Raw genomic sequence first — 24,782 nt, forward strand, 5'->3', positions numbered from 1 at the left:
AGAATGAACAACGCTGTTGCCGGATTTTCTAAATTATCCAAAAAAGAAAAAATAAACTGGATCGCCAAAGAATTTTTTTCAAACCCAGATGAAGCTCTGAATATAATAAGAAATTACTGGAATTCAGACGAAAAGCTACAGCAGCTGCACGACGAATTCATAGAAAATACCATAACCAATTTTTATATTCCACTGGGAGTTGCTCCTAATTTTTTAATCAATGGAAAATACAAAACGATTCCAATGGCAATTGAAGAGAGTTCAGTTGTAGCTGCAGCATCAAAATCAGCAAAATACTGGGCAACACGTGGTGGGTTTAAGGCAACAATAATTGATACCGAAAAAATAGGCCAGGTTCATTTTACCTTCAAAGGAGATGCCGAAAACCTGACAGCCTTCTTTAATAAAATAAAACCTAAATTTTTCTCAGACACACAAAGCATCACCAAAAATATGCAACAGCGCGGTGGTGGAATTTTAGATATTCATTTAAAAGATAAAAGAGACTTACTCGACAATTACTTCCAACTTCACGCTACTTTTGAAACAAAAGACAGCATGGGAGCCAATTTCATCAACTCTTGTCTGGAGCAATTTGCCACAACCTTAAAAGAAGAAGCTCGAAATTCAGATTTAGATGTTCAGGTTATTATGAGTATTTTATCGAATTATGTTCCAAATTGTATTGTAAGGGCTGAAGTTTCCTGTCCTATTGAAGATTTAAAAGAAAAACACATCCCAAATCCACAGAAATTTGCAGAGCGTTTTGTTCAGGCGGTACAAATTGCAGAAGTAGAACCTTTTAGAGCGGTAACCCATAACAAAGGTATCATGAATGGTGTTGATGCCGTAGTTTTGGCAACAGGAAATGACTTTAGGGCAGTTGAAGCCGGTATTCATGCCTATGCATCAAAAAATGGTCAATATGCAAGTTTATCGCATGCCAAAATTGAAAACGAAATTTTTACCTTCTGGCTTGAAATTCCATTGGCATTAGGAACAGTGGGTGGTCTGACATCATTACACCCTTTAGTTAAGTTATGTTTAGAAATGCTTGAAAAACCTTCTGCAAAAGAGCTAATGCAAATAGTTGCCGTAGCTGGCCTGGCACAAAATTTTGCTGCTTTGCGTTCACTTACTACAAGCGGAATTCAGGAAGGTCACATGAAAATGCACTTAAACAACATCCTGAATCAATTTGAAGCCTCCGAAGAAGAACGCATTTCTATCAAAAGTCATTTCAGGAAAAATACCATTTCCCACAGTGCTGTAGTTGAATTTATTGAAAATTTAAGAAAATAATCAGAAGCTGATCCCGCTGTACATTGTATCTTTTATGTTCCCGATAGCTATCGGAACCACTATAAAAGGATGCCATTCCCATCGGGGCTAAAAATATACGTATGCAAACAACCTTTTACAGTAACGGAAAACTCTTAATTACAGGTGAGTATCTAGTTTTAGATGGCGCCAGAGCTTTTGCCCTGCCCACAAAATTTGGTCAGAACCTGATTGTAGAAAATAGTTTGAATAAGGAAATCATCTGGAAAAGCTACAATATTGATGAAAAAATTTGGTTTGAAGACACTATTTCCTTCGTGGAAATAATTGATAATAATAAACCAAATATTGAAACTGTAAAGTCAACATTAATCAATATTTTACATGAAGCCTATCTCTTAAATCCTGATTTTATAAATAATTCAGATGGATACAAAATCAGCACTCATCTTACATTTCCTAAGAATTGGGGACTGGGGACCTCCTCAACTTTATTGAACAATATCGCTCAATGGACCGGAATTGATGCTTTTACATTACTTAAAAACAGTTTTGGAGGCAGTGGCTACGATATTGCCTGTGCACAAAATGATACTCCAATTATTTATCGGTTAGAAAACAATCTACCTGTTGTTGAACAAATAAGCTTTAATCCTGATTTTACGCACCAACTCTATTTTGTTTATCTTAATAAAAAGCAAAGCAGCAAAATAGCCATAAATGCTTACTACAATAATAAAAATAATCGTTTAGCTAAAAACGTAACCGAAAATAATAAAATTACTGACGCAGTTATTAAAGCAAAAACGCTAAAAGAGTTTGCCCATACATTACAAAATCACGAGATACATTTGAGCGATATACTGGAACTACAAACCATAAAAGAAATGGTTTTTCCGGATTTTAATGGAGTTATTAAGAGTCTTGGTGCCTGGGGAGGTGATTTTGTAATGGTAATATCAAAAGAAAATCCTACAGCGTACTTTATTTCAAAAGGATACGAAACTATTCTTCCTTATGATGAAATGATATTACAGAAATAACTATCTCTATCTATATTCAATTACTATAAAATTGAATTAGTAATTTACTTTTTTATCCTTAGTCTGTTTTGTTTCAAGCTGACGAACCTTTTGAATCACCAGCTCATTAGATTCGATAAGAGTATTATGCAAACGTTCAGCCATTTTTTCTATACTATTGGTAATAGAATCATATACCAGTTCCATTCTGCGATGTTTTTCTTCTTTTACCGCTTTTAAAACATCTTCAACAAAAACCTTATCATATTTTTCAGCAACAGAATCCCGTGTATTGGTTAGCCTGATCACATAATCGTTACTTAAAACTGTAACTTTAAAATGCTGCTCTTCATTACTTAAATAATATTTACCTCCCAATTCATCAACATTAATATCAGTACTGCTAACTTTTAAAAGTTCAGTTATTATTCCATAAATGTGATTTTCAATTTTGGAATACACTTTAGGCTTTTTTCTCAACAACCTAAACATAAAAAAAAATATTAAATATCTGATTATTAAAGTATTTTTTCATCATTCTTCTGTTATTTTTAATTAGTATTTCTAAAACAATTTTACTTTATTTAAAGAAAAAATCCCAACAAATAAAATGTAATATTTTGAATATCACAAATTTTTGAAATTATATTTCTATTATTCCTATATATTAAAGAAAAAATAATCCTTAAGTTTATCATCAAAAAAGAGAAACCCCGAAAGATTCATCTGAATCTTTCGGGGTTTCTCTTTTTAATTTACTTTCTAAAAATTAATTAGTAGTTAAATTGTAATCTGTTATCTTCAATTTTAGCATTATTTTTCAAGGCTGGCAAAATTCTGTTGGCATCAGAAGCACTTTGAGCCTTAACCTTAGACACGTATTCTGCATGATTAGCAAGGGCAGGAGCTTTTACAGTACTGATGTTTTTCACAACATAAACTCCCGTATTTCCTTCAATTGGGGCTGAAACTTTATTTGCAGTTAAAGCGAATGCATTACCAACAACTTTTGGCTCTTGTCCTACTCCACCTGGTAAAACCGGATTGTCCAAAGTAACATTTGTTGCTTGTTGTACTTTCACTCCAACGCTTTTTGCAATAGCATCAAGGTTTGAACCAGTCATTTTAGCTTTTAATATTTCCGCTTTTTTCAGGTTTTTCAAGATTGGCTCAACGTAAGGTCTCGCCAGGGCAACAGAAATCAAACCAGATTTATTTTCGCTTTTATATTGAGCAATAACGTGACCAACATTTGCAATTTCAAAACGTTTTACATCACCTTTATTAGTTTCCCTATCAAATGCCCATCTTACAATGCTACGTTGGTTTCCTAATGGTCCAAATGTCTCATCCATAGCTTTAGCACTTACCGGAGCAGCAACTTTTAAGCCTAGTTGTTTTGCTGTAGCATTGAAATCTTTATCAGCAGCATCCATTTCAAATTTAGTTGCCAATGTAAATACTTTATCAGAAGTAGCTTCAGAAGGCTCGATTTTTTGAGCAATTGTAGCTAAACGGATTCCGTCTTGTTTATCAGTAACTTTAATAATGTGGAAACCGAATTGAGTCTCTACTAATCCAACTTTTCCAATTGGATTACTGAATACAAAATCATTAAATGGTTTTACCATTTGGTTTGGTCCAAAATATCCTAAATCACCACCTTGTTGCGCAGATGAATCATCTGATGCTGTAAAAGCCAACATCATAAAGCTATCCGGATTTGCATTTACCTGAGCTAAAATTTCTTCAGCTTTTGCTTTTGCATCTTCTTTTGTCCTTTTTTCTTTGGTATTTGGAGTTTGAGAACCTTCATATCCAATCAAAATATGACTTGCTTTTGCATTTACTCCCGATTTAAAACCTTGCGATTTTGAAATACAGTAGTATTTTCCAAATACATAAGGGCCATAAATTTCACCCGGAGCTAAACTGAATAATTTATCCGCATCAACTGCCGGCAGGTTATTTTTAGCAACATAACTTGAATCGTAAGGAACATCTGAATTCGAGTTTACAAATTCAGCTATATTTTTTGTGTTTCTGAAACCAGCTACTGTATCGTTTTTACCGGTTTTAGCATTATAAACAACACTTCCTTTTAATAAAGCTGTAATTTTAGATTTTATTTCAGCATCATCTTCTTTTGAAGGTTTGTCTTCTACTAAAACATACTGGATTTCACGAGTTGCATCTGCTTTAAATTTTTTCTCGTTTTTCTTCATGTAATCCACAATCTCAGAATCAGAAATTTTTACCTCACTGTCTTTAATAGAAGAATATAAAGCTCCTGCATAAGCAAAATTCACTTTGTTGGCTTCCATTTCATATTTCAGTTTCCCTTCGCTTATTGTAGTGTAAAGGCCTGATTTTACTAATGTGTTGTAAATTTGAAATTTTGCATTTAATGCTGCATCTTTCTCTTTTTCAGTAATGAACTGGGCTGCTTCAGGATTTGCTTTAAAATATTCTTTGAATTTTATAAGATCAAAAATACCGGCTGCATTCATAAACATTGGATTTTGCCCAATATTTGGATCTGTTTTTAAAACTTCCAGAAGGTGTTTTTCACCAACTCTTAATCCTAATTTGTCAAACTGAGCTGACAATAAAGCAATTGAAACCTCCTGGTCCCAAACTCTGTTTGCAGCTTGCGTGGAAGTAATCCCTTGTCCGCTTTTTTCAACATTACTAACTTTAACCCTAAAGTCTTCAAATGAAATATCTTTTCCATCGATGCTTCCCACATCTTTTGAACTTTGACTAAAAGTACCGCTACTAAAAAGATCCTGTATTATAAATGCAAATAATGCAAGTGCAATAACTCCTATTAATAAAGCGGAACGCTGTCTAATTTTTGCTAAAACTGCCATTTCTATTGTTGTTAATTTTATATTCAGTTTGCGAAAATACAATTATCTAGTTAATAACAATACAACTAGCCTTTTATTTTGCGCAATTTTTTTAATTAGTGAAAAAAAATCATTCTTTTATCGTCATTTTCACTAAATCGATTTTTTTGTTTGAGCATTCCTCTATCAAAAAATGATAGTTTCCAATGAGTATTTTTTCGCCTTTTTGAGGAATATCTTTTGTGAAATCAACTATAAAACCTCCTAAAGTTCCATAAGAATCCTCTTCAGGGATTTCTAATTTATACGTTTCATTTAAATAAGCAACGTCTAATCTGGCTGAAAAAAGATACGCTTTATCCCCCAATTCCTGTTCAATTAATTCTTCATCTAAATCGTGTTCATCTTCAATTTCACCAAAAAGCTCTTCTACGATATCTTCAATTGTAATTATACCGGAAGTTCCACCGTATTCATCCAAAACCACAGCTACATTTTTTCGGTTTTTAATAAGTACACTTAACGCATCTTTTATTAAAATTGTTTCCGGCACAAATTCTACTGCCATCAAAACTGATTTTATGGTTTTTGGTTTTTTAAAGAGATCAAAAGAATGTACATAGCCTACAATATCATCCAGGGAATTTTGGCTCACGACAATTTTAGAATATCCCGTGTCAATAAATAATGCTTTTAGATCTGTAACAGTGTCAAACAAATCTATTGCTACAATTTCTGTTCGCGGAGTCATAATATCACGCGCTTTTACACCTGAAAACTCTAAAGCATTCTGAAAAATCTGAATTTCAGAATCGACTTCTTCATTATCCTCAACTGAACTCATTTGTTCTATAATATAATTTCCGAGCTCAATTTTGCTAAAGTACAATTGAACTTCATCTCCATCTATTTTAAAAAATTTCTTTAAAATAAAATCTGAAATCCAGATAAAAAAGGTAGAAATATAATAGAACAGCCGATAGAACAAATAGGCCGGAATGGCAAATATTCTGATTAACGAATTGGCATAAATTTGAAAAAAAATTTTGGGAAAAAATTCTGCCGTTAATAAAATTACAAATGCAGAAATTATGATTTGAACCAATAGTGTGGTGAAATCAGAAAATTCAAATCCAAGATCAACACTATATTTTAAAATCAAATCGCCCATAAAAAAAGCGTAAATCACCAGTGTAACATTGTTTCCAATGAGCATTGCGGCTATAAACTTTGAGGGCTTTTCGGTAAGTCTGGTCAATATTCCGGAAATAAAATTATCCTGTTTCTTTTCAATTTCAAGATAAATCTTGTTTGAAGAAACAAAGGCGATTTCCATTCCTGAAAAAAAGGCTGATAGTATTAAACATAGTATTATAATACTAATTTCCATTTTTTACTTTTTTTTGTTGTCATCAAATTTCCTGGCAAATTTTCTTCTAAAGAAAAACATAAAAATTGCCATTACAGCAATTGCAAAACTCAGCCAGAATGCATCATTATCTGCATTTAGTTTTATTATTCCGTCATAGATAAAGTAAACTGCAAATACTAAATAAACGTATTGTGTGTATTTTAAATAGCCCATAATTATATTTTTATTCGTCGGCTTCAATTTCGCCGGTTATTCGTTGTGAATTTATTATTTTGAAATCTTTGCTAAAATCAATACCCTGTCCGTTAGAAACGCCTTTTGCATCTGTCAGCTTAAATTTCCTCTCTGTGTAAAACCATTCGTTTTTCTGATCAAAGTATAATTGTTCTGTTTCAAGCATCTGTCCTGTTTCTGAAGTGATTTTTACTTTTCCCTGCAAATCAATTATTCCTGTTTGTTTATAGGACACAGCATACTTTGATTTTATAAAAGTACGCTTTAGTTTTTTATCATATAATGTCACATCTATTCCTTTAGGAAATTCAGTAAAAGGAAATTCAACATTAGAATAATCCAACATTTTACGGCTTTTAAGCACACCAGTAATACGCCCTGAATCTGTGTATTTTATATTAACCGTATCTGCATCACTGGCTGGAATAAATTCTGAAAAATTAATTTTCTGAACTTCTTTAAAATTACTTTCGCATCCAAAAAACAGTGTCACAGCAAGAACTGTGACAGCGGTTATAATAGTATGTTTTTTTGGTAAATTCATTTGCCAAATGTAGTAAATTGTATTGAGCTTAAAAAAACATAAAGCTGATGTCTTAGTTGAATTTACTTTTCACGAACCATTTATCATTAAAAGAAAAACCAAGACTAAAGTTAAAGTAATTCTCCTGAATTAAATTGGAAGATACTGTTCCCTTTTTTCCAAATTCAATTCCAAAGTTAACATTCGAAAAAGATCCCGTAATTGGAAATCCGGCGCCCAAAGACATTCCAATATCATTTATTGACTCATTATTAACTACTAAACCAATTTTTTCATATTTCAATCCCGCTCTATAGGTAACCCTGCTAAAATAACTGGCAAAAGAGGTGTAGTTTGGAATATAATATCCTCCAACAGCATATTTTGCATAGTTCTCATAACGCACATCTTCATTTGTATTGTAATAATTATTAAAATTACCACTTCCCTGAAAAGCTATTGTAGTTCCTAATAACCATTTTCTTGCTTCACCGACACCTGCACCAATTGTTAATCTGTTAGGTAATTTTAAATTTAATTTATCCGAGTCCGCAAATGGAGGTTCCGGATTTGTATCCACTTGTATGACTCTTTCGCTGTCTGATTTTAAGGTACTGCCAAAAGTGTAATTTAAACTTGTATACAAATTTAAATTTTCCTTAACTTTTGTCTGATACATTGTTCCTATATTAAAATTAACACCAGAAAGCCTGGAAGTATTAATTTCCCTCGTACTGGAAGCAACTCCTGTAATAGCCTCTATACTTGTTGTTTCGATTTTTCCGAAATTATACTGAATATCGGCACCTACATTCCAGTTTGGCTTTAATTTATATCCCAAACCAAGAAAAACTTTATTTACCCCGCCTTTACCTTCAAATTGACTGCTAGTAGCTCCGGGAGTACCTGTATTATCATTTCGGATTTTATATCCCACTGAAGAAACCGGAATTAATCCGAATCCGGCACCAAATTTCCCCATTGGTATCCCTAAAAGCAAATAATCAAAAGTTGATCTTGAAGTGCTGGCAGTCTGAGTATCTGTTTTTAGTTTGGATGTTCCATAAGTACCTCCAATAGTAAAAGTTGTTTGTCTTAGATTAGCATAACTTGATGGGTTTTCGACATTCATATGAATACTATCCTGTTCAACAGAAACGCCTCCCATAGATCTGTTTTCAAGAGTACCTTTAAACTTCATATCGCCAATCCCATAAAATGAATAAGGAGAAGCGGTACCTTGCTGAGCAAATGAAACGAACGAGATAAGCAAACATGTGCTTATTATAATTTTTTTAATCATTGTCGATTTTATATTGAAATGTTTGGTTCAAACTCTCAAGCAAGAAATTTGAATTGGCAAATATGGTATTTTTTAATCGTTTAGCCAAAAAATCTGCATCTCCGCCCGTTAAAATTATTATAAAATTTGAAAAATTTGCCTGATATTCATCGATAAAACCGTCAATCTCATAGACGAATCCATTAACTACTCCTGAATGTATTGCCTGTGCGGTAGAGCTTCCTATATAAGACTCCGGCATTTCCAAATTAAGCAAAGGCAGTCTGGCTGTATAATTATGCAGTGCTTCATAACGCAATCGCAAACCCGGAGAAATTGCACCTCCCAAATAATTGTCAAATTCGTCGATAAAATCGTAGGTTATACAAGTTCCCGCATCAATAACCAGTCTGTTTTTGTTTGGGAACTGCAAAGTTGCTCCTGCAGCCAGAACCATCCTGTCAATCCCTAATGTTTTTGGTGTTGCATATTTATTGATGAAGGGAAAATGATCTTCATGTGTCAAAAAATGAACATTCAGCAGCTTTTCGAAAGCCAAAAAAGATTGTTTTTCGACGTTTCCAACCGATGCCACGACTAAATCGGTGCAGTTTTGAAATTTTTTTAAAATATTTTCAATCTTTTTTTCGAGTTCGTTTTTCTCAAAAACAAAATTTTCCAAAACAGTACTTCCCTCAAAGACAGCTGCTTTAATTCGAGTATTACCAACATCAACTGTTACCACCATATTTTTTTATTTACCAATGCGAAGGTACGAATTGATTTTTTTTAAAAAATGTTTTGGATAAACTAAAAATCGTTCTATATTTGCACCCGCAAACACGTTCACCCACACTATGAAAATAGAAACAAAGTGAATTAATAAGCACGGTACCTTAGCTCAGATGGTAGAGCAATGGACTGAAAATCCATGTGTCCCTGGTTCGATCCCTGGAGGTACCACAAAACCCACTAATTTATTAGCGGGTTTTTTGTTTTATAACCCTTTTTTATCAGATCCTAAAATGGGATCAGATGCAAAAGTTAAGAATTAGGGATCAATACGAATTAGGCAAAAAGATTAGATAATCTGAATAAGAAGAAATCCTATACTTTTTGCTCCTCTAAACTGAGGTCCGACATCAAGTATATCTTCATATCACGGATCATCAATCTCCATAAATCTGAAAACAATAAAAAAAGCCTTTCCGTTAAGAAAGGCTTCTCCCAATATTGCGGTCTGGACGGGACTCGAACCCGCGACCCCATGCGTGACAGGCATGTATTCTAACCAACTGAACTACCAAACCCACTGCGTTATTGTGACCGCAAAAATACAACAGAACTTTGATTCTACAAGGTTTTTTGTGCTTTTTAAGCAAATAAAATCGTTATTTTTTTAATCGATTGGTTTCTATTGAAGTAGGAAAAAACAAAAAGTTATTTTTCCACTATATAAGTAATAGTAAGAACAGATAAGTGTCCTTATATTCACTCTTATTAAATGAACTTATGCTAAAAAAATGTTTCCCCAATAATTGGAATTTAAAATTTGCTTTTCTATAAGTTAAATGAACTTATATCATATATAGTTCAAATCAAAAAAGCCTTACATAACTCATCATAACAATATAAAAACAAATTGTGAACAAATAATTGTTATTTGTTAAAAAAGTATCAATTGAATAAGCAAATATCTTTTATATTCGTGAAAAAATATTTTTGACAATTGTTTATTATCAATGACACATTCGTAAGTTTATGAGTAATACATCTACAAAAGGCATTTGGAAAGTAATTTCTGCCTCATCAATGGGAACTATGATTGAATGGTATGATTTCTATATCTTTGGAAGTTTAGCCGTTGTAATTTCAACCAAATTCTTTCCAAGCGATAATCCTACTGCAGCTTTTTTATCAACTTTGGCCACTTTTGCTGCCGGATTTGTTGTTCGTCCTTTTGGCGCTTTATTTTTTGGAAGACTTGGCGATATCATTGGTCGTAAATACACTTTTATGGCTACCTTATTATTAATGGGTGGCTCTACTTTTTTGATAGGATGTATTCCAAGTTATGAAACGATAGGCTTTATGGCTCCTTTATTGGTTTTGATTTTAAGACTATTACAGGGACTTGCTCTTGGCGGAGAATACGGTGGTGCCGCAACCTATGTTGCCGAACATTCTCCCGTTGGGCAACGCGGATACTGGACTTCCTGGATTCAAACTACTGCAACTGTTGGTTTATTTATTTCCTTAATGGTGATTTTAGCTACTAAAAATGTTCTTTCGGCTGAGGATTTTGACACCTGGGGATGGCGTGTCCCGTTTTGGGTTTCTATTGTTATGGTAGGCGTTTCTTATCTCATTCGAAAAAACATGGATGAATCTCCTGAATTTGCAAAAGCAAAAAAAGAGGGAACTACCAGTACTAACCCATTAAAAGAAAGTTTTGGCAATCGTTACAACTTAAAATTTGTATTACTTGCTTTATTTGGCGCTACTATGGGTCAGGGAGTTGTATGGTATACAGGGCAATTTTACGCTATGAGTTTCATGAAAACCGTAATGAGTATTGACTCCTCACAAGTTGACAGCTTATTGGGAATTGCCCTTTTAATAGGGACTCCATTTTTTATTCTGTTTGGATGGTTGAGTGATAAAATTGGGCGTAAATACATTATGATGGGTGGAATGCTGCTTGCCATTTTACTTTATCGGCCAATTTATAAGGCAATGTACACAACAACTGATGTGACATTGAAAACTGAAATAACAGAAAAAGCAAAAACTTCAATAGAATTAACGGCAGCGAAAGATTCTGTTTATACTACACATAAAGAGTTTACCGACGGAACTGTTTTAATAGAAAAAAAGACCCATTTTGCAACTAAGAAAGAGGCTCAGGTCAGCACTTCTATTACGATCAATTCACATGATAAATGGACTTTAGTTTTCCTTGTGTTTGTTCAGGTTCTGTTTGTTACAATGGTTTATGGACCAATTGCAGCCTTTTTGGTTGAAATGTTTCCGGTAAAAATCAGATACACTTCTATGTCATTACCTTACCATGTAGGAAACGGAATTTTTGGAGGTTTGCTTCCTGCGATTTCGACTTACTTTGTAACTCATGCCAAAAATTCAGGCAAAACCGATTTTTATCTGGATGGCCTTTGGTATCCAATCATAATTGCTTCGGTTTGTTTTGTAATTGGAATGATTTATATCGATAATAAAAATAAAAACTCTCACCTTTAATCTGCTGAAAAATGAATCTAATAAAAAAACTTTTAGGAATTCTGTGGATTGTATTGGCAATTGCCGCAGCTTATTTTTGTATTTTCGAATTTGGTTTGCCTAAATTTTTATCAGACCAACAGGAGGATTTGGTGTTTGGAATCATCATTCTATTTATCCTTACTCCATTAATTGTTTTGGGATTGGGGACGTTTGGATATTTTGCTTTAATGGGAGAATATGATAAAGAATGACAGAAATAAGAATTGGAAATTCAGAAAACAAACTTGGAATTTTGAATCTCTTAGTAATAATTTTATCAATTTATGTTTTAGGTTCACTTATTGTTGATTCTGTAATCATATTAGATTCGGAAACTTCAACTCTTTTAAATTATATTGACAATTCGATATGTGCTTTTTTCTTTGTAGAATTTTGTATTCGTTTTTATAAAGCAGAAAGCAAATTGAAATTTTTACATTGGGGATGGATTGATTTAATTTCATGCATTCCAATGATTGATTATTTACGTGCCGGAAGATTATTACGCTTAATAAGATTGCTCCGTATTGTTAGAGCTTTTCGTTCAACAAAACATTTGGTAAATCATATTTTTGCAAATAAGGCTAAAGGCGCATTAACTTCAGTTTCTGTTATAGCAATCTTATTAGTAATTTTTTCTGCTATCGCAATCTTACAAGTTGAAAAAGATGCAAATAGTAATATTAAAACAGCTGAAGATGCAATCTGGTGGGCTTACGTTACAATTACAACTGTTGGTTACGGAGACAAATATCCTGTAACGACTGAAGGACGCATAATTGCATCAATTTTAATGACAGCTGGCGTTGGACTTTTTGGAACATTTACCGCATACGTCGCTTCGTGGTTTGTTGTCGACAATAAAAATCAGAATAGCTCATAATAGGTTAGATAATTGGTGTTCTGTTATTTTTTAGGAGCACATCTTTTTCTCAACTTAGTTTGATGCTGCGATTAAGACTCTGTTGTAATTTATACAACTGTTCCAAGACACATGATAATTATAAAACAAAAGGGCTGTCTGTTTTAGACCGCCCTTTTGCATTACTAGCCAACCAAAATATTCAAATCTGTGAAATCTATTCCTTAATGAATTTCAGGACTTGAATTTTGTCATTATCATCAAAAGCTTTTATTATGTATAAGCCTGTTTTTAAATCGCTCACGCCAAACTGAAAATCCATATTCCCGTTAGCAATAAAGCTTTTCACTATTTGCCCGGAAATGGAATAAACCTCAACTTTATCTACCGCTATATTTAATGTAAAATAATCGGATACAGGATTTGGATATAAACTGACTTTATTCCCTTTTTCGAAATCTGCAATAGCCAAACTTGCTTGTTTATTTCCGTAGATTCTATATTCTCCAGCTGGTATACTCATCACAGCATTAACATCTGTAACATTTATTGTGGTATTGTCCATCAAATTATACCAGGTTCCAGGATATGAAAAACCAGTTGCTACGTTTTGTGTGGTTACATTAAAATTCGCTACAATCAATACATCTTTAAGTTGATTGGCTGCCTGACCTGCATTTGTAATTTTAATGTTTGGATACAACGAACTTGTATTAGCCATTGAAACAGTTCCTGAAAAAACCGGTTCCGCAATTTTCATAGTTATCATTTTTGACCAATCGTTATAAATTTTGCTACGGGCAGAATTTCCCATCCAATTTCCTGTCCATTGTGGCTGTGGTTTTGTATCTAATTTACAATCTCCGGCAATAGTTCCCGAAGCATCGTTTACGGTACCATTGTTACAAGTAAAAATAGAAGAATCCCAACCTAATTCTCCAAAATGCCAAATCATTTTTGGTCCCGGAATCAATAATGAAACTGCTCCAATAGCAGACATCCTTGATAAAGCCGTATTTAATGTTTTTACATTATGTGTTGCATTATTAGAATTTCCATATTGGATATTTTTATACATTAGTCTTTCTTCATCATGACTTTCAGCATAACCCATTAAACGATTGGCTGCAAAACCATGACTTGAACTTGTCATTCTCGAAATATTACTGGTGTATCCCATAGATAATTCGTTATATTGATCTGTCATTTTACCCCACATCATGATTCCTTTAGCCGGTGATTCTGCAATTTTGTAATTTGCCCATTGTTGTTCTTCCAAATCGACACCTAAATGTTCAAAAATAGTATAATGTGTAGGATCTAAATTCCAGGAATAATCTGCATATGATTTCAAAACATCCACTCTGTCCTGCTTATAAGCGTTAGTACAGGTTTCATCTGAAGCGGTACAATTTTGTGTAAAACCTTTGGTCAAATCCCAACGAAATCCGTCAATTTTATATTCTTCAACCCAATGTTTGATTACACGTTTAACATAATTCTGTGTTCTAACCGATTGATGATTAAAATCTTCGCCAACATTATAACTATGCCTTGCAACAGTATTAAAATAAGGATTTTCTGTAGTTGGTGACCCAAATCCGTCTCCATCAGGATCGTTCATCCACATTCTTACCATAGGATTTCTTCCAAAGGCATGATTCAAAGCTACATCCAGAATAACTGCAATTCCGTTTTGATGACACAAATCGATTAATTCTTTCAATTTATCAGAAGTCCCATAAAATTTATCCAAAGCCATATGAAACGACGTATTATAACCCCAGCTTTCGTTGCCTTCAAATTCCATTACAGGCATTAACTGAATGGCATTTACTTTTAGATTTTTAAAATAATCAATTCTGTCAATTAAACTTTGATAATTTCTATTGGCATTAAAATCACGAACCAACACTTCATACACTACCAGTTTTTCTTTTTCCGGTTTTATGAAATTGGTCACCTGCCAGTTATATGGTGTTTGTCCGGTTTTTAAAACGGTTACTTCAAATTGTTGTCCTGCCGGATAAACGGGCATATTAGGGTAATTTACTGCAGGTATTCCTGAATCGTCAAAAGGAGACAACACTAATGTTGAATAGGGATCTGCTGTTTTTACCATTGATGGAGAATTTACCAAAGGCGAAGCATCAACTACCCAATACTGATAGGTATTACTCACTCCTGAAACCAAGCCCGATAATTCTAACCAGAACTTTCCTGAGACAGGATCCTTTTTCATGGCATAGGCAGATGTTGGCTGCCAATTATTGAAACTGCCGGCAACGTAAACAAAATCTTTTGATGGCGCATCTAATACCAAGGTAGCTTTTGTTGCATCGGTTATATTATAATTAATTCCATCAATTAAGCCAGTGGGCATAGCCTGAGAAACCGTATTTGGATTTACTACAACAGAAAACTTTTTAGAGATTGTTGTCGCTCCTTGTGTCACCAATAATTCGTATGTTTGATTTGCTGTAATATTGGTATGATTAAATGAATAACCTGAGATACCTGCATTGGAACTTATAGTTATTTCATTTGATTTTAAAACATAATTTGCCACACCATTTGTATTTGTTGCTGTAATATTAAAACTAGATCCAGAGGCTAAAATGGTCGCACTATTTTCAACAGGAGCAGTAAGATTTACCTGAAAAGACCCTACTTCAACCAGAATATCCTGAGATTTTTTATCACCAGTTCCGTTTTTCGCTTTAACTAAAAATCCTATTTTACCTATTCCGGTTGTATTATAATAAGCTGTAGGTGTAATAGTTTTGGTATACGTATCCGTTGCAGAGTTGTAAGTAAACTTACTTGCTTCATCAGATGCTTCCCAGGATCCATTTACAGGTGTTCCTTTTTGAGTAGTATCATTTGTATCAAAAGCCCAGGCCCAAAGATACAGTGCGTTTCCTGTAACTCCCCAGGTACTTTCATTGATACTGCTTCCATTAATGGTGATGGTGACTGCAGTAGTTTCTTCAAAAGTTGATGGATTTACAGAATAAGTTGCTGTTTGCTGTTGTGCAAATGAAATTACGGTCAGTAAAAGGAAAATTGATAGTATAGTTTTTTTCATAATTATAAATTTTATAAAAAAAGGCTATCCGCAGATAGCCTTTTTTATTAATTAAAAATTACTAATTTTTATTAATTGTGTATGTTTTAGCTGTAAAATCAACCACAATAGTATAATTTCCTGCTGATGTAATTGCAATATTTGCACCTCCGGCATCTAAAGTTAAATCATTACCATCATCACCAAAGTTAGTTGTCCAGGCATCATCTAATCTAAATTTGATTTCTCCAACAGCTAAATCAATTGTGATTGAATATTTTTTTGTAGCTAAATCATAATCTAAATTCACATCTGCTGCCCAACCATCTCCGCCTGTTGTTGCAGCAGTTGCACTACCAATCATACCCCAATTTGGCCAGGCCGGATAAGGAGTTACTTTGATTGTATATGAATTAGATACCTGAGGAAGTGATCCTACTCCTCCAACTGTTGATTTGATGCGTACGTCAATTTCACTTTCAACAAAAGGAGCAAAACCAGCATCTAATGCTGCAGAATTTAATTCACCCACAGTAAAACTTTTAAATTTATCAGTTGTTGTACCTGCTACTGAAGGAGTCTCGAAGTTAGTACCTGCTTCTGCCATTTCAATTGAATAATTAACAACAGTTGCACTGCCTTCATATTGTGCATCATCCCAAACAAAAGTTGTTGCAAGATTATCTGCATTTGTACTTTGAAGAACGATATTAAAATCAGATTTTGGAGTTAACAACACCGGAGCAGTTCCCACTTCAATTACTGGTCTGTTTTCTACATCGTCAGCATTACATGAAACCGCTAAAACACTAATGAATGCGATTAAAATTTTATGTATATTTTTCATTTTTATTATTTTTAAGGTTAGTTAGTATCCTGGATTTTGTTCTAATGTTGGGTTGGCCTGAATATTTCTTGCAGGAATTGGCATCAAATCTCTATAGGATTCTGTTGAAGTTCCATTAATAGATCCGCCTTTCCACTGCCAGATTTTAGAATTTCCTGTAAACTTCCCAAATCGAATTAAGTCGGTTCTTCGGTGGCATTCCCAAAATAATTCTCTTCCTCTTTCATCCAAAATAAAATTAAGGGTTAAATCAGCTGCTGTGATATTAGCCGCATTTGCTCTGTCTCTGATTTGATTGATATAACCTACAGCTGTATTAATATTTCCTGAAGAGGCGCCTCTTACAGTTGCTTCAGCATACATTAAGTAAGCATCTGTTAATCTGAACATAGGGAAATCTATGTCCGGGATATCATTTCTTTGAGCAGCAGAACCATCTGCATTTTTATTAATGTATTTTGTTACAGCATAACCGTTTGTAAAAGTTCCTACATTATTGATGTCTTTTGACTGACCCGCTGTATAAAATGTACCTCTGTTATCAGCAGTTGCAGTTTCGTCAGGAAAAAGATTTACAAACTCTCTTCGGGTTCTGATTCCCTGCCATCCACCATCCATACCTCTGGACGCAGCATCCATACTGCCTCCAATAGACGCGTGCATTATAAAACTCATTCCTCCACCTATAGCCCTGATAGCATTCCCATCTCCTATTATTGGAAAAATAATTTCACTCTGAGCACCATTTTTATCATTATCTGCAGAAAATAAGTAACCATAAGGAACGTTTGCGAAAGTATATCCTGAACTGGTTATGATTTCACTTGTTAATATTGCTGCTTCATTATTTCTTTCCACTCCTGTGTAAACTTTAGAATTCAAATAAATTTGTGCTAATAAAAACTTAGCCGCTGTTTTATCTACCCTGCCATATTCATTTGTTTTTGAAGCCGCAAGACTATTGTCAAGATCTTTTAATTCAGATTCAACAAAAGCAAAAACTTCTGCTCTTGTTTTTTGTTCAGGATAATAGAAACCCACTGGATCATTTTCTGTAGTAATTGGCACATTCCCAAACAAATCCATTAGGTTATAATATGAAAAAGCTCTCAAAAAACGGGCCTCAGCTCTAAACGTAGCAATTTCAGCTTTCAAATTAGCATCAACACCTCTCGCTGTTAATTTCTCATCAGTAGTTTGTCTCAAAAATTCATTAGCTACACTAATATGATAAAACGCCCTGGAAAAAGTTCCTTCCAAAAATTCATTGGCCGGCGACCACATTTGCGTATTCAATGTGGGTAAAGCACCATCAGCCCAAGCAATAATTGCTTCGTCAGTAGAAAACTCCTGTGTTACAAAAAGCAATCTTAAGTAACTGCTAAAGTCACCACCTAGTCCTGCAATATCCGCAGCACCATCTCCATCGTTACCTCCTACATACAAACCTGCATATAGTTTGGCCAATACTTGTTTATATGATGCAGGATCCTGAAAAAAAGTTTCAGATAAAAATTCATCATCATCCTTTGGAGTTACGTTTAAATCGTCCGTACACGAAGTAAACGTCATACTTAGTCCTAAAACGAATAGGAAAAAATAAGATATATATTTAAATGATATTTTCATTTTGTTTATTTTTAAATTTTTGTTTCACTTCCTACTTAGAAATTCGCATTCACTCCAAATAAGAATGTTCTTGCTCGTGGATAAACATTATTATCAATTCCGTTGAATTTCTCAGGATCTAAGCCATTGTATTTCGTTAGAATTAAAACATTTTGAACTCCGGCAGTAAATCTTAAAGAAGCTGCTTTTAATAACGTTTTATCAAAAGTGTATCCAAGTGTTACGTTATCCAGTTTTATAAAAGAAGCATCTTTTACAAAATAGTCAGACAAATAACGTTGTGTTCCGTTATCTTCAAAAGTAAATCCTGTATTAAAATAATCTGAACTCACGTTAGACAAATCAGTCTGTCTTCTTAAACCAGCATCAGAATATCCTAAATTAGAACTTACGTTGTCAAAAATTTTATTTCCTACACTTGCTCTCCAGTTCATTGTAAAATCAAACTTTTTGTAGTTTAAAGTAGAGAACAAACCGAAAGTATAATCAGGAGCAGTTTTTCCAGCTCTGTAACGGTCACCTGCATCAATTTTTCCATCTGCATTTCTATCCACATAAGCCCCCGCAATTGGTCGTTTGTTAGCATCGTATAATTGCTCGTATACAAAAAATGAATTTGGTGCATATCCTACCGAGTTGATTTGGATTTGATTCCCGTTTCCACCAGCAATATTATCTCCTGTTAAGTATCCCTGAAAGCCTGGAACTGTGATTCCTAATTCAGAAATTTCCTGATCGATATAGGTAGTATTAAAAGCTACATTCCATGTCAAATTATCATTTTTAACAATGTCAGACTCAATACTAAATTCAATACCTTTTGTTCTTACGCTTCCAATATTAAAGAAGCCCTGATTTCTGATGTTGGCTCCATCAGGTACTGCAATTTCTGCTAATAGATCAGTTGATTTTTTATCAAAATAGTTAACAGACCCTGTAATTCTATTGTTAAAAAATCCATAATCAACTCCAACATTCATCTCAGCTAATTCTTCCCATTTGATATTCTCATTATATCCTTCTGGTCTTGCTGTAGTATAGATTGTATTACCAAAAATATATTGAGAGTTAATTGTTCCTAAAGTTACCCTGCGTAAATAATCATATTGAGGCATAATATCCTGCTGTCCGGTTGTTCCGTATCCAACTCTAAGTTTCAAACTTGATAAAGTCGCATTGTCTTTTAAAAATTCTTCTTCAGACACATTCCATGCTAAAGCTCCTCCTGCGAAATTACCCCATCTGTTTTCTTCAGAAAAACGAGAAGTTCCGTCTCTTCTGTAATTTAGAGTTAGTAAATATCTGCTGTCATATCCTAAATTCAAACGTCCGAAATACGATTGTAAGTTAACATCCGGCTCCGTAGTAACATCTTCATTAGGAGTAGGCTGTCTAGTCTCTCCGGATTGATATTTCTCTCTTTGAAACAATTGGTAGTTATAACCTGCTGTAGCATCAACCTTAATTTTTCCTATATCTTTGGTATAATTAAAATAGGTATTTAAGTTTTTATTTTGAAGCGCATCGGTATAACTGGAATAATTCCCTAAATTAACATAGTCCGGGCCGCTAAAAGGTTTTGGCTGAAATCCCAAAGCACTCTGAGTACTTACTTCTGTATATCCGCTACTGTCAAATCGATCAATACCTGCTTCAACCACTGCTCTTAAATCTTCAAGGAAATGAAGTTTATAATCTAATCTCACATTACCCCATTTTCTGGTAGAAGTTGCTCTTCTTTCATCTTGGTTTAATCTTGCAACTGGGTTTCTTGCGGGTAATAATGGTAAATTTCCTGTTGGCTCTAACCATTCAAAATAACCGCCATAACGAGACCCTGCCTGATAAACTGATTGTGTAGGATCAAATCCGATAGCACTTCCGATTACTGCCCCCTCGTCCTGAAATTGATTTTTTCCGAAAGATAAATTTCCGCTAATATCGATTTTTAAGTGATTGTCAAATAAAACCGGATTTAATGATATTGATGTCGTAGTTCTTTCAAAAGAAGTATTTCTTAAGATTCCTGGATTGTCAATATTACCAACAGATAATCTTACAGGAAGTTTGTTAAATAATGAACCGCTAACAGAAATATTATTATTAGTTGTTAAAGCAGTATGAAAAATTTCATCTTGCCAGTTTGTATTTGCAGTACCTAATAAAGCTTGTTGAGCCGGTGTACCCTTTGTATTTACCAATTCACGAAATTGATCTGCACTCATTACATCAACTGTATTAGCTACTGTATTGATACCAACCTGAGAACTAAAGTTAACTTTTACCCTGCCTTTTGATCCTTTTTTTGTTGTAATAACGATTACACCATTTGCTGCTCTGGATCCGTAGATTGCAGCGGCAGATGCGTCTTTAAGAACTGTAAAAGACTCAATATCATTAGGATCAATTGTAGAGAGTATACTTGTTGAACCTTCTGGCTTAGTGTTATTTAAAGGTAATCCGTCTAATACAATTAACGGCTCGTTTGAAGCATTTAAAGAAGATCCTCCACGAATTCTAATGTCCGCTTTAGCTCCGGGAGCTCCTCCTCCGGTTACATTAACACCCGAAATACGACCGCTAATTAAACTTTCAGGAGTCACGTTAATTCCCTTATTAAAATCTTTTGCTGAAATTTGTGAAACCGAACCAGTTGCGTCTTTTTTCTTAACAGTTCCGTAACCTACCTGCACTACAACTTCCTTCAGTTGATTCGTATCTTCCTCTAATGAAATATCTAATGTTTTTTGACCATTGTAGTCAACCGTAGCTGTTTTGTATCCAATAAAAGAAACGACAATTTTGTTTCCGCTTCTTACATTAGATAACTGATAATTCCCGTCGAAACCGGTCGATGTTCCTCCCGGAGCACCTTGTACATTTACATTTACTCCCGGGATTGGCTGTCCCGTCGCTTTATCGATAACTGTACCGCTTAAAGTGCTTTGAGCAAGCATAGCAAACGGCAACAGCAGGAATAAAAATAACAACTTTTTCGAAATTGTTTTCATACTTTTTGTTTAAATTAGTTTGAGTTTTTGATTGTTAGTTAAGTTTTTAATTTTACTTCGAATTTCAAAATTAGGAATTAATTAACATGCTCAACACCAGACCTTTTTTATTAGGTTACGAAAACGTGGTAGTGTTGAAAACTTTATATATTATGTCGGTTTTTTAAGGGTAAAATTGTCATTTTACAAAATTAAACATACCTTTATTGTCAATAACATTTTTTCCAAATTAGCATTATGAAGCGAAAAGTAACCCTGAAACAGATTGCAAAAGAGTTAGATGTGTCTATTTCAACCGTCTCTAAATCACTGCGAAACAGCTCTGAAATTGGCGAGGAAACCAGATTGAAAGTGCAGGCTTTTGCTAAGTTTTATAACTACAAGCCCAACAACATCGCTCTTAGCCTAAAAAATAGAAAAACCAAAAGTATTGGCATTATCATTCCAGAAATTGTACATTATTTTTTCTCTACTGTAATTGACGGAATCGAACAGGTAGCTAATGAAAACGGTTATAGTGTTGTTATCTGCTTATCCGGAGATTCATTTGATAAAGAAGTATTAAATATGGAAATGTTAGCCAATGGAAGTATAGATGGCTTTATCATGTCCCTTTCTAAGGAAACGCAGTACAAAGGCGATTTTCATCATATTACAGAGGTTATCAACCAGGGAATGCCAGTTGTAATGTTTGATCGGGTAACCAATGATATTTTATGTGATAAAGTAATTATTGATGATAAAGCGGCGGCTTACGAAGCAGTTCAAAGCCTGATTGATAATGGAAGAAAAAAAATAGCTTTAGTCACAACTGTTGATTATGTTAGTGTTGGAAAATTGAGAACCGATGGTTACGAAAAAGCACTATTAGACAATGGATTACCTTTTAATGAAGATCTGATCATCAAAATTGAAGATGTTGATACCTGCGAAATAACCATTAGCCAGCTTTTGCATGACAGGGCTTTTGATGCTGTTTTTGCGGTAAACGAACTTTTTGCGGTAACCATTATAAAGACTGCTAATAAAATGGGACTTAAAGTTCCCGAAGATTTAGCAGTAATTGCTTTTACTGACGGAATTATATCAAAATACTCAACACCAACCATAACAACAGTCAGTCAAAGCGGAAAAAAAATGGGAAACAAAGCTGCTAAAATGCTTATTGAAAGACTCGAAGCAGAGCATGATGATGACGATGAAGAAAATGAAAACTATACTACAGAAGTTATTGAAACCCATCTTATCAAAAGAGAATCTACTGACTAATTTTCTTAAAATCAACCTATTCTAAAGTCATAATTAATATTTATGGCTTTTTTGTTAGCGTATATCTAAAAATAATTTATACTTTTACGCCCGTCAAGGCTTTTACTTTTACTTCGAAAAAACAGTAAGTTTTGATAAGCATAGCGCTTATCGTTTAATTAATTTTTTAATTACGATAATGGAAAAGCGTAAATTAAGTTTCTGGGAAATTTGGAACATGAGTTTCGGATTCCTGGGAATACAAATGGGCTTTGCACTTCAAAATGCAAATGCCAGCAGAATTCTTCAGATTTTTGGTGCCGACATACATGAACTATCATGGTTTTGGATTATTGCTCCCCTGATGGGATTAATAGTGCAGCCTATTATTGGTCATTACAGCGATAAAACCTGGGGGAAATTTGGACGAAGAAAACCTTTTTTTCTGGTAGGTGCCATTTTAGCTTCCGTTGGATTAATTTTAATGCCACAAGCCAATATTTTCATATCGGTATTGCCCGCTCTTTGGGTCGGAGCCGGAATGCTGATGATTATGGATGCGTCATTTAATATTGCCATGGAACCCTTTCGTGCCTTGGTTGGCGACAATTTAAGAACAGATCAGCGTACTGCAGGTTTTAGTATTCAAACTTCATTAATTGGCTTTGGAGCCGTTATTGGTTCCGCACTACCTTATGTACTGACAAAATATTTCGATGTTTCAAACAGTGCTGTTCCCGGGAGTGTCCCATTAAACCTGACCCTGTCTTTTATTATTGGAGCAGCAGTTTTAATTGGTTCAATTTTAGTAACGCTTTTTACAACGAAAGAATACTCACCGGAAGAATTAGCCAATTTTGAAGACCCACAGAATGACGTGGTTTCTGATTCTGAGGAAAAATCAAGAATCACGGATATTTTTACAGATTTTGCCAAAATGCCAACCACAATGCGCCAGCTAAGCTGGGTACAATTTTTCTCCTGGTTTGGATTATTTGGCATGTGGGTTTTTACAACACCCGCTATTGCACATCATATTTATGGGTTACCATTAGGGGACACTTCAAGTCAACAATATCAGGATGCTGGGGACTGGGTCGGAATTTTGTTTGGTGTTTACAACTTAGTTTCTGCTATTATCGCACTGTTTTTCCTGCCCTATATCGCAAAAAAGATTGGCCGAAAATCAACTCACGCAATTTCATTAATCATTGGAGGAATCGGATTAATCTCGATTTATTTCATGCCAAATGAAGATTGGGTTGTACTGCCAATGATTTTAGTTGGAGTAGCCTGGGCAAGTATTCTGGCAATGCCGTATGCTATTCTTGCCGGATCAATTACGCCTAAAAAAATGGGCGTTTATATGGGGATTTTCAACTTCTTTGTTGTTATTCCGCAAATTATAAATGCACTTATCGGAGGTCCAATTGTAAAATATCTCTACAATGGCGATGCCATTTATGCCTTAATAACAAGCGGGGTAAGCTTCTTAATTGCCGCTCTTTTAGTCTACAAAGTAAAAGATGTAGACGACACTATTCAAAAATCATAAATAAGAATCTCCCCTTATAATGAAAAAAGCATTCATATTCGACCTTGACGGAGTCATCGTCGATACCGCCAAATATCATTTTTTAGCCTGGCAGAAAATCGCTCAGGCATTAAAAATCAATTTCACGCATGAACACAACGAATTACTAAAAGGAGTAAGTCGCGTACGTTCATTAGATATAATTCTTGAATTAGGAAATGTTCAGGCTTCTCAGGAAGATAAAGACAAATGGCTGATTCAAAAAAACGAAGATTACTTAACTTATTTAGTTGACATGGATGAAAGTGAGATTCTTCCGGGAGTTTTTAAAATTCTGCAATTATTAAAAGATAAAAATCAGGGAATTGCATTAGGCTCTGCCAGTAAAAACGCAAGACCAATCCTTGAAAAAACAGGAATCCTTTCATTTTTCGATGCTATTGTTGACGGAAACGACGTTACCAATGCAAAACCGGATCCGGAAGTTTTCCTGAAAGCGGCGCAATTATTAAACATTGATCCAAAAAAGGCAATTGTATTTGAAGATTCTGTTGCCGGAATTCAGGCAGCAAATATAGCAGGAATGATAAGTGTAGGAATTGGTGAAGAAATAATTTTACAGGAAGCCAACTATATTTTTAAAGATTTCACTGAAATCAAAACAAGCTTTATAGAAACTTTAATTGAATAATTGAAAGATTAAAAAAAATTAGAAACTGAAAATTCTTAAACCGAAAAT

The 24,782-nt window shown here is 34.2% G+C and carries 19 protein-coding genes and 2 tRNA genes; 9 read left to right on the top strand and 12 right to left on the bottom strand.

Features of this window, described 5'->3' with window-relative positions; translation table 11 throughout:
- Positions 1–3 precede the first annotated feature (3 nt).
- Together J2W48_RS01070 and J2W48_RS01075 are read left to right on the top strand one after the other, a co-directional pair.
- Positions 4–1,302 carry a hydroxymethylglutaryl-CoA reductase, degradative gene (locus J2W48_RS01070; RefSeq protein ID WP_310276761.1) on the top strand — a complete coding sequence of 433 codons (1,299 nt, stop codon included), beginning with the start codon at positions 4–6 and terminating at the stop codon, positions 1,300–1,302.
- A gap of 101 nt (positions 1,303–1,403) precedes the next feature.
- Complete coding sequence (locus tag J2W48_RS01075) at positions 1,404–2,324, top strand: GYDIA family GHMP kinase (protein ID WP_310276763.1); 921 nt, start codon at positions 1,404–1,406, stop codon at positions 2,322–2,324.
- Between the two features lie 36 nt (positions 2,325–2,360).
- Here J2W48_RS01075 and J2W48_RS01080 read toward each other — a convergent pair whose 3' ends face one another.
- From J2W48_RS01080 to J2W48_RS01110, 7 genes are all read right to left on the bottom strand, one after another.
- The gene (locus J2W48_RS01080; protein WP_310276766.1) at positions 2,361–2,795 is read right to left on the bottom strand and encodes a hypothetical protein; all 435 of its coding nucleotides are present in this window, start codon (positions 2,793–2,795) and stop codon (positions 2,361–2,363) included.
- A 281-nt stretch (positions 2,796–3,076) separates the two neighbouring features.
- Positions 3,077–5,176 (bottom strand): peptidylprolyl isomerase, encoded by a 2,100-nt coding sequence (locus tag J2W48_RS01085; RefSeq protein WP_310276769.1) that lies wholly within the window; start codon positions 5,174–5,176, stop codon positions 3,077–3,079.
- A 109-nt stretch (positions 5,177–5,285) separates the two neighbouring features.
- A complete protein-coding gene (locus J2W48_RS01090) occupies positions 5,286–6,545 on the bottom strand; it encodes a hemolysin family protein (RefSeq protein WP_310276772.1) in 1,260 nt (419 codons plus the stop codon).
- Between the two features lie 3 nt (positions 6,546–6,548).
- Complete coding sequence (locus J2W48_RS01095) at positions 6,549–6,740, bottom strand: hypothetical protein (protein ID WP_310276773.1); 192 nt, start codon at positions 6,738–6,740, stop codon at positions 6,549–6,551.
- A gap of 10 nt (positions 6,741–6,750) precedes the next feature.
- Positions 6,751–7,305, bottom strand: coding sequence for an LPS export ABC transporter periplasmic protein LptC (lptC, locus tag J2W48_RS01100; RefSeq protein ID WP_310276776.1), 555 nt, complete (start codon positions 7,303–7,305; stop codon positions 6,751–6,753).
- A 52-nt stretch (positions 7,306–7,357) separates the two neighbouring features.
- A complete protein-coding gene (gene bamG / locus J2W48_RS01105; protein WP_310276779.1) occupies positions 7,358–8,587 on the bottom strand; it encodes a BamG family beta-barrel-assembly machinery protein in 1,230 nt (409 codons plus the stop codon).
- A complete protein-coding gene (locus tag J2W48_RS01110; RefSeq protein WP_310276783.1) occupies positions 8,580–9,314 on the bottom strand; it encodes a type III pantothenate kinase in 735 nt (244 codons plus the stop codon). The genes bamG and J2W48_RS01110 overlap by 8 nt, the downstream gene beginning before the upstream one ends.
- A 142-nt stretch (positions 9,315–9,456) precedes the next feature.
- On the opposite strand from J2W48_RS01110, the gene J2W48_RS01115 reads away from it, so the two are divergent.
- A tRNA-Phe gene (locus J2W48_RS01115) sits at positions 9,457–9,529 on the top strand.
- A 273-nt stretch (positions 9,530–9,802) separates the two neighbouring features.
- On the opposite strand, the gene J2W48_RS01120 is transcribed toward J2W48_RS01115, so the two are convergent.
- Positions 9,803–9,876, bottom strand: a tRNA-Asp gene (locus J2W48_RS01120).
- Positions 9,877–10,327: 451 nt separating this feature from the next.
- Here J2W48_RS01120 and J2W48_RS01125 point away from each other — a divergent pair.
- The 3 genes from J2W48_RS01125 to J2W48_RS01135 are packed head-to-tail and all read left to right on the top strand — an operon-like array spanning position 10,328 to position 12,728.
- Positions 10,328–11,824, top strand: a complete 1,497-nt coding sequence (locus J2W48_RS01125) for an MFS transporter (RefSeq protein WP_310276786.1) — start codon at positions 10,328–10,330, stop codon at positions 11,822–11,824.
- Positions 11,825–11,835: 11 nt separating this feature from the next.
- Positions 11,836–12,057, top strand: coding sequence for a DUF6814 family protein (locus tag J2W48_RS01130; RefSeq protein ID WP_310276789.1), 222 nt, complete (start codon positions 11,836–11,838; stop codon positions 12,055–12,057).
- Positions 12,054–12,728 (top strand): potassium channel family protein, encoded by a 675-nt coding sequence (locus tag J2W48_RS01135; RefSeq protein WP_310276792.1) that lies wholly within the window; start codon positions 12,054–12,056, stop codon positions 12,726–12,728. Before J2W48_RS01130 ends, J2W48_RS01135 begins: the two co-directional genes overlap by 4 nt.
- Before the next feature lie 196 nt (positions 12,729–12,924).
- Here J2W48_RS01135 and J2W48_RS01140 read toward each other — a convergent pair whose 3' ends face one another.
- From J2W48_RS01140 to J2W48_RS01155, 4 genes are all read right to left on the bottom strand, one after another.
- The gene (locus J2W48_RS01140; RefSeq protein ID WP_310276795.1) at positions 12,925–15,795 is read right to left on the bottom strand and encodes an alpha-amylase family glycosyl hydrolase; all 2,871 of its coding nucleotides are present in this window, start codon (positions 15,793–15,795) and stop codon (positions 12,925–12,927) included.
- A gap of 61 nt (positions 15,796–15,856) precedes the next feature.
- The gene (locus tag J2W48_RS01145) at positions 15,857–16,621 is read right to left on the bottom strand and encodes a SusE domain-containing protein (RefSeq protein ID WP_310276798.1); all 765 of its coding nucleotides are present in this window, start codon (positions 16,619–16,621) and stop codon (positions 15,857–15,859) included.
- Positions 16,622–16,642: 21 nt separating this feature from the next.
- Positions 16,643–18,250, bottom strand: a complete 1,608-nt coding sequence (locus J2W48_RS01150) for a RagB/SusD family nutrient uptake outer membrane protein (RefSeq protein WP_310276801.1) — start codon at positions 18,248–18,250, stop codon at positions 16,643–16,645.
- 35 nt (positions 18,251–18,285) lie between these two features.
- Positions 18,286–21,261: a SusC/RagA family TonB-linked outer membrane protein gene (locus J2W48_RS01155; protein ID WP_310276804.1), complete on the bottom strand. Its 2,976-nt coding sequence runs from the start codon at positions 21,259–21,261 to the stop codon at positions 18,286–18,288.
- A 237-nt stretch (positions 21,262–21,498) separates the two neighbouring features.
- Between J2W48_RS01155 and J2W48_RS01160 the strand changes: the two genes are divergently transcribed.
- From J2W48_RS01160 to pgmB, 3 genes are all read left to right on the top strand, one after another.
- Positions 21,499–22,530 carry a LacI family DNA-binding transcriptional regulator gene (locus J2W48_RS01160; protein ID WP_310276807.1) on the top strand — a complete coding sequence of 344 codons (1,032 nt, stop codon included), beginning with the start codon at positions 21,499–21,501 and terminating at the stop codon, positions 22,528–22,530.
- A gap of 178 nt (positions 22,531–22,708) precedes the next feature.
- Positions 22,709–24,064, top strand: a complete 1,356-nt coding sequence (locus J2W48_RS01165) for an MFS transporter (protein ID WP_310276810.1) — start codon at positions 22,709–22,711, stop codon at positions 24,062–24,064.
- A 16-nt stretch (positions 24,065–24,080) separates the two neighbouring features.
- A complete protein-coding gene (gene pgmB / locus J2W48_RS01170; RefSeq protein ID WP_310277893.1) occupies positions 24,081–24,734 on the top strand; it encodes a beta-phosphoglucomutase in 654 nt (217 codons plus the stop codon).
- The last annotated feature ends 48 nt before the right edge of the window (positions 24,735–24,782 follow it).

Origin of the sequence: Flavobacterium piscis, from assembly GCF_031457575.1 — a bacterium.
In the GTDB taxonomy this organism is placed as follows: Bacteria; Bacteroidota; Bacteroidia; order Flavobacteriales; family Flavobacteriaceae; genus Flavobacterium; species Flavobacterium piscis_A.